This is a genomic window from Nonomuraea sp. NPDC001684, assembly GCF_053596515.1.
In genome coordinates this window covers 1-6,439 of sequence record NZ_JBSFGJ010000496.1, presented here as the reverse complement: position 1 = coordinate 6,439, position 6,439 = coordinate 1, and the positions used below count along the sequence as shown (strand labels likewise).

The 6,439-nt window shown below is 72.3% G+C and carries 7 protein-coding genes and 1 pseudogene; all 8 read left to right on the top strand.

Annotated elements, in window-relative coordinates:
* Window positions 1-390 (top strand): MCE family protein (locus ACWCSD_RS45040; protein WP_449924617.1); only part of this gene is annotated, 390 nt, incomplete at its 5' end.
* Window positions 387-1,379, top strand: a complete 993-nt coding sequence (locus tag ACWCSD_RS45035) for an MCE family protein (protein WP_449924614.1) — start codon at window positions 387-389, stop codon at window positions 1,377-1,379. The genes ACWCSD_RS45040 and ACWCSD_RS45035, both read left to right, overlap by 4 nt.
* Window positions 1,370-2,359: an MCE family protein gene (locus tag ACWCSD_RS45030; protein ID WP_449924611.1), complete on the top strand. Its 990-nt coding sequence runs from the start codon at window positions 1,370-1,372 to the stop codon at window positions 2,357-2,359. Before ACWCSD_RS45035 ends, ACWCSD_RS45030 begins: the two co-directional genes overlap by 10 nt.
* Window positions 2,356-3,336 (top strand): MCE family protein, encoded by a 981-nt coding sequence (locus tag ACWCSD_RS45025; RefSeq protein ID WP_397153934.1) that lies wholly within the window; start codon window positions 2,356-2,358, stop codon window positions 3,334-3,336. The genes ACWCSD_RS45030 and ACWCSD_RS45025 overlap by 4 nt, the downstream gene beginning before the upstream one ends.
* Window positions 3,333-4,493, top strand: a complete 1,161-nt coding sequence (locus ACWCSD_RS45020) for an MlaD family protein (protein ID WP_449924607.1) — start codon at window positions 3,333-3,335, stop codon at window positions 4,491-4,493. The genes ACWCSD_RS45025 and ACWCSD_RS45020 overlap by 4 nt, the downstream gene beginning before the upstream one ends.
* 6 nt (window positions 4,494-4,499) lie before the next feature.
* The gene (locus ACWCSD_RS45015; RefSeq protein ID WP_358289098.1) at window positions 4,500-5,000 is read left to right on the top strand and encodes a hypothetical protein; all 501 of its coding nucleotides are present in this window, start codon (window positions 4,500-4,502) and stop codon (window positions 4,998-5,000) included.
* Window positions 4,997-5,494, top strand: coding sequence for a hypothetical protein (locus ACWCSD_RS45010; protein WP_352325416.1), 498 nt, complete (start codon window positions 4,997-4,999; stop codon window positions 5,492-5,494). Before ACWCSD_RS45015 ends, ACWCSD_RS45010 begins: the two co-directional genes overlap by 4 nt.
* A gap of 436 nt (window positions 5,495-5,930) precedes the next feature.
* Window positions 5,931-6,439, top strand: a pseudogene (locus ACWCSD_RS45005) (DNA-directed RNA polymerase subunit beta); the annotation flags it as partial.

Below are 6,439 nucleotides of genomic sequence, written 5' to 3'. Positions count from 1 at the left end.
ATCGGCCCGGCCGGCGCGGCCGTCACCCGGGCCGCCACCGCCGCCGACCGCCTGCTGACCGCGGACGAGCCGGGCATCGTCGGCCTGTCGCACGTCGTCCGCCCGGCCCTCGACGTGGCCGCCCATCACGCGCCCGTCATCCCGTGCGTGCTGCGCGGACTGGACCGCCTCCGGCCGCTGCTGGACAACGCCTTCGGCCACGGCAGCGCGAAGGCGGTGCTGGAGATCGTCCGGCCGGCGCACCCGTACGAACCGGGCAAGGACACCCCGCGTTACGCCGACCGCAGGGGCCCGGCCTGCTACGGCCTGCCCGACCACGCGCCCGTGCCCTTCCCGGGGGTGCGCTTCGACGACGGCACGGCCGACCTGGCGAGGCTGATGCTGCGATGACCACGCTCGGGCCGGCGCTCAAGCTGGCCGTCTTCGCCCTCGTCACCACCCTGTGCGTGGCCACCCTGGCGATCACGATCTCGGGCGCCCGCTTCACCGCCGCGGTCGTCTACCACGCCCTGTTCACCGACGCCTCGGGGCTGCGCGAGGGCGACGAGGTGCGCATCGCCGGCGTGCGGGTCGGCCGGGTCGAGAGCGTCACGCTGGCGGGCGTCCAGGCCGAGGTCGCCTTCTCCGTACGGCGCACCACCGCGCTGCCCCGCTCGGTCGTGGCCGCCGTCCGCTGGCGCAACCTCGTCGGCGACCGCTACCTGACGCTCTCCACCGGCCCCGGCGGCCCCGGCCTGCTGCCGCCGGGCGCCCGCGTGAGCAGCACCCGCCCGGCCCTCGACGTCACGGCCCTGTTCAACGGCTTCAGGCCGCTGCTCAACGCCATCCGCCCCCAGGACGTCAACAAGCTGAGCTGGCAGATCGTCCAGGTGCTCCAGGGCGAGGGCGGCACGGTCGAGGCCCTGCTCGGCCACATCGCCTCCCTCACCGGCACGCTCGCCGACCGCGACGCCGTGATCGGCCGCGTGATCACCAACCTCGGCACGGTGCTCGGCGAGATCGCCGGCCGGGAGCACGACTACGACCGCCTGCTGATCGACCTGCGCGCCCTGATCGGCGGCCTGGCCGGCGACCGCGAGGCCATCGGCGACTCGCTGGCCACCCTCGACCGTCTCACCGCCGTCACCGGCGACCTCGTCCGCAGGGCCCGGCCCGACCTGCGGGCGAGCGTCCGGCACGCGGACGGGCTGCTCAAGGCGCTCAACGCCAGGAGCGCCCTGGTCGAGGACACCCTCGCCCGCGCCCCCGACCGTCTCGGCCGGCTCGTCCGGGCCTCCTCCTACGGATCCTGGTTCAACTTCTACCTCTGCTCGCTCACGGTCAGGAGCGGCGGCGTGCGCACTCCGAAGATCGTCAACGGGAGCCCGCGATGCCACTGACCCCCTTCAGGAGACGCGATCCCGTGCCGCTGGGCGTCGGCGGCATCGTCGTGGCCCTCGCGCTGGTCGTGGCGGCCCTGGCGGTCGGCGGCCTGCCGCGCGGCAGCTCGTACTCGGCCGCGTTCGCCGACTCGGCGGGCCTGCGCGAGCACGACGACGTGATGATCGCCGGGGTCAAGGTCGGGGAGGTCACCGGCGTCGATCTCGAAGGCGACCACGTCCGCGTCGATCTACGGGTGGCCGACGACGTCCGGCTCGGCTCGCTGACCAGGGCGGACATCCGGATCAAGACGCTGCTCGGCGCCCACTTCGTCATGCTCGTCCCCGAGGGCGGCGGCCGGCTCCAGGGGCAGATCCCGCTGTCGCGCACCAGCGTCCCCTATGAGGTCGCGCCCGCCGTCGCCGACCTGGGCGCGGCCGCGGGACGCGTCAACGAGCGGGCCCTGGCCGCGGCCATGACCGTGTTGTCGCAGACCATGGAAGGCTCCTCGACGGAGATCCGGGCCTCCCTCCGGGGGCTCGGCAGGCTCTCGCGCACTGTCGCCGCCCGCGACGCCCGCCTCCACGACCTGGTCGGCCACGCCCGTACCGTCACCGGCCTGCTGGCCCGCCGCAACGCCGACCTGCACGGCCTGGTCACCGACGGCGACCTGCTGCTGCGCGAGGTCTCCGCGCGGCGGGCGGTCGTCCACGGGCTGCTGGTCGACACGGTGGTGCTGGCCGGGCAGATCGACGGGCTGGTCGCCGACAACAGGACCACGTTGCGACCCGCGCTCGAACGGCTGCGCTCGTTCGTCGCCGTGCTGCGCCGCCAGGAGGAGAGCCTCGACCGGTCGCTGGCCCTGCTCGGGCCGTTCACCCGGCAGCTCGCCGACGCGACCGGCAACGGGCGCTGGTTCGACACAATCATCCAGAACCTGGTCCCGCTGCCCGCCTCGATCCGGCCGCCCGACCCCCTGCCGGAAGGACCCGTGCGATGAGAGGCCCGCTCGTCCTGGCGCTGCTGCTCGCGACCCTGGCCGGCTGCGGCTTCGAGGGGGTGGCCTCGCTGCCGCTGCCCGGCGGCGCCGACCTGGGCGCGCGGCCGTACGCGGTGACCATCCGGTTCGCCGACGCGCTGGACCTGGTGCCGCGCTCGCCGTGCAAGGTCGACGACGTCACCGTGGGCGAGGTCACCGGCGTGGAGCTGGGCGACGACTGGCGGGCCGACGTGGTCTGCCAAGTACGCGGCGACGTCGCCCTGCCCGACCGCACCTCGGCGGCGATCTCGCAGACGAGCCTGCTGGGGGAGAAGTTCGTCGAACTGCTGCCCGCCGGGCACGGGCGGTTGAGCGGCCCGATCCCGGTGGCCCGGACGAGCACGACCGCCGAGGTCGAGGAGGTGTTGTCGGCCGCCTCGCTGCTGGTCGACGGCGGTGGCCTCGACCAGCTCGCGACCGTCAACCGCGAGCTGGCCGACGTGCTCGACGGCCGCTCTGCCCGGCTGAAGGACCTGCTGCGCAGGCTCGGCGCGTTCGCCGCGGGGCTCGACGGCTCCAGGAAGCAGATCGTCCGGCTGATCGACGCCCTCGACGGCCTCACCGGCACCCTGGCCGCCCAGCGCGCCACGATCAGGGCCACCGCCACCGAGATCGGCCCGGCCGTCGCCCTGCTCAAGGGCCAGCGCGCGGGCCTGACCGCGATGCTCGCCGCCCTCGACCGGCTCGGCCGCACCGCCACCCGCGTCGTCGAGCGTTCCCAGGCCGACGCCCTCGCCGACCTGCGCCACCTGCGCGAGCTCCTGCTCAACCTCGACCGGGCGCGCGACAGCGTCGCGTCGGGGCTGGCGACCGCGATCACGTTCCCGTTCCCGGGGTCGGCCTCGTCCATGCTGCGCGGCGACTACGCCAACACCGACCTGACCGTCGACGCCTCGCCCGGCGCCACGCTGCGCAACCTGCTCGGCGGTGCGCGATGACCGTCAGGCTGGTGGCGTTCGCGCTGATCGGGGTGGTGGCGGTGGCGTACACGCTGGTCAGGTACGCCCGGGTGGGCGCCGACCTGTTCGACCCCGCCTACCGGGTCACGGTCGAGCTGGCCGACGCGGGCGGGCTGTTCGACGGCTCGGAGGTGACCTACCGAGGGGTGCCGATCGGCCGGGTGGAGTCGCTGGCGGTGGCGGGCGACGGCGCTCGGGCCGTGGTCAGGCTCGGGTCCGGCGCCCCGGTCCCGGCCCGCGGCCTGCTGGCGGTGGTGGCCAACCGGTCGGGGGTGGGGGAGCAGTACCTGGACCTGCGGCCCGCCGGGGGCGCGGGGCCGTACCTGCGGGAGGGGGACGTGATCGACCGCGCGCACACGCGGCTGCCGGTCCCCACGTCCAAGCTGCTCGGCGACACCGACCGCCTGCTGGCCTCGATCGACCCGCGCGACCTGGAGACGGTCGTGACCGAGCTGGACAAGGGGCTCGGCGGCAACGGGCCGGCCCTGCGACGGCTGGCCGACGCGGGCGAGAAGCTGCTCGGACAGGCCGAGAGCGTCCTTCCCGAGACGGTCGCGGTGCTGCACGACGGGGAGACCGTGCTCGACGCTCAGCGGGCCTCTGGGAGCCATCTGAAGGCATTCGCCGGGAATCTGGCGAGCCTGACCGATTCGCTCCGCGACGGTCGCGGCGACCTCGCCCACGTGATCGGCCGCACCCCGCGCGCGGCCGAGTCCCTTGAACGCCTGACCGACGGCGTCGCGCCTCACCTGCGCCCGCTGCTGACCCACCTGGTGATCGGCGGCCGGACGGCCTCCGCCCGGGTCACCGCCCTCCGGCAGCTCCTGATCGGCTACCCGGCCGCCGTCGCGGGCGCCTTCTCCGTGGTCGACCGGGACGGCCTGCACTTCGGCCTCGACCTCGACCTCAACGTCCCCAGGCCGTGCACCCGCGGCTACGAGCGCGTACGCAGGCGCCAGCCCCACGACGTCGGCACCCGGCCACCCGACCCGGAGGCGTTCTGCAGGGAGCCGCGCGGCAGCGCGACCGGCGTGCGCGGCGCCCGCAACGCCCCCGCTCCCCAACCGCCTCCGTCGATTCCAGGGCTTCAGGACTGGCTCGCGGGTTATGATCCGGCGACCGGCCGGAAGGGGTGAGCACAGGTGGGAGCACTTCCCGCGCGCCCGGCACGCATCCTCGTGGCCGCCCTCAGCGTGACGCTGGCGGCGCTCGTCGCCGCCGGCGTGTGGATCTCCCTCCAGGCGCGTGACGCGCAGGCCCTGGCCGACGACCGGCAGGCCGCGCTGCTCGCGGCCGGCACCCACGCCAAGAACCTGGTCTCGCTCGACTACAGGACCGTCGACGCCGACGTGCAGCGCATCCTCGACACCTGCACGGGCGGCGCCAGAACCGGCTACCAGGCCATCGCGGGCAAGCTCAAGAGCACCACGGTCGCCAACAAGGTCGTCCAGCACGGCGTCCTGCGCGCGACCGGCCTGGTGTCGATGTCCGGCGGCACCGCGAAGGTGCTGGTGGTGGCCGACGCCGAGATCCGCTGGGACGGCTCCAAGAGCCCGCCCCAGGAGCGCTTCTACCGCTGGACGATGGACGTGACCAAGGCCGGCGGCGTGTGGCTGGTGTCGAAGGTGGTGCAGGTGGTGTGAGAACCGTCACTGTGGTGCTGCTCGGCGTCCTGGTGATCGTCGCGGGCGTGCTGGTGCCCAGGATGTGGTTCGACCTGCGTGACCTGCGGGGGGCCGAAGGAGCCGGGGCCGAGGCGATGGCGACGGCCCGCCAGGTCGCCCCCGACATGTTCTCCTACGACTACCGCTCGGTGGAGGCCGACCTGGCCAGGGCCGGGGCGTACACGACGGGCGAGCTGACCAGGCACTACAAGGAGCTCACCACGTCGCTGGTGTCCAAGGCCAAGGCCGAGAAGACCGTGCGCACGGCGGCCGTGGTGGACGCCGGCGTCGAGCGCGCCACGCCCGACAGGGTCGAGGTCCTGTTGTTCGTGAACATGGTTACGGTAAAAGTAGTGCCGAACCAGGACAGGCCCCAGCAACAGGTGACCCAGAACCGAGCCCGGTTCGTCATGGTCAGGCAAGACGGGCGATGGCTGGTCGAGGGGCTGTCCACGCTGCTGGGAACGGCTTGAGCCGCCGGGCGTGCCGCTACGTTCAATTGTTACCAAAAATCAGGTTTGGTGAAGCCCTTGATAGGGGTACTCCAGTCACAGCTACACCGGCGGTCGGCATGGGTTCGACCCCCGGGGTGACGGAGCGTTAACCGCCCACGATCGCGGGTATCGTCTTGGGCCTGGCGGTAGGCGCCCGATCACACTGGGGAGAAAACCCAGCGTCCGGGCCCCTAGGCGGCTAAAAGTCGGGCTCGCGGGCTTGACGTTTGCGGCTGAACGGGCGATGCTGCGACCAACGTGGAGCATGCAGCGAGAGCGAAGTGGACAGGCGTGTGCCGTTCGGCTACACTGCCCCTTTGCGCTGCCCTTTGACGACCCGTGATGCTTGCTCACGTTGCGAGGTTGTCTGGCGTGCGTGTAGTCAGTCCGCCGCGAGCCCTCGGAAGGACATCTGTTGGCAGCCTCGCGCAACGCCTCCGCCGTACCCGCTGGTCCCCGTCGCGTCTCTTTCGCGCGCATCCAGGAGCCCCTCGAAGTTCCTGATCTTCTCGCTCTGCAGACCGAGTCGTTCGACTGGTTGCTGGGCAACGAGAAGTGGAAGGGCCGGGTAGAGGCGGCTCGTCAGGCCGGGCGCAGGGACGTCCCGACCCAGTCGGGCCTCGAAGAGATCTTCGAAGAGATCAGTCCCATCGAGGACTTCTCGGGGACCATGTCCTTGTCGTTCCGCGACCACCGGTTCGAGCCGCCCAAGTACTCAGTCGATGAGTGCAAAGACAAGGACATGACCTTCTCCGCCCCGATGTTCGTCACGGCGGAGTTCATCAATAACACCACCGGTGAGATCAAGAGCCAGACGGTGTTCATGGGCGATTTCCCGCTCATGACGCCGAAGGGCACGTTCATCATCAACGGCACCGAGCGTGTCGTGGTCTCGCAGCTGGTCCGTTCGCCGGGTGTCTATTT

What these genes read in the sequence shown, in the direction of transcription:
- ACWCSD_RS45035 (WP_449924614.1), top strand. Translation starts at nt 387, where the DNA reads ATGACCACGCTCGGGCCGGCGCTCAAGCTGGCCGTCTTCGCCCTCGTC.
- ACWCSD_RS45030 (WP_449924611.1), top strand. Translation starts at nt 1,370, where the DNA reads ATGCCACTGACCCCCTTCAGGAGACGCGATCCCGTGCCGCTGGGCGTC.
- ACWCSD_RS45025 (WP_397153934.1), top strand. Translation starts at nt 2,356, where the DNA reads ATGAGAGGCCCGCTCGTCCTGGCGCTGCTGCTCGCGACCCTGGCCGGC.
- ACWCSD_RS45020 (WP_449924607.1), top strand. Translation starts at nt 3,333, where the DNA reads ATGACCGTCAGGCTGGTGGCGTTCGCGCTGATCGGGGTGGTGGCGGTG.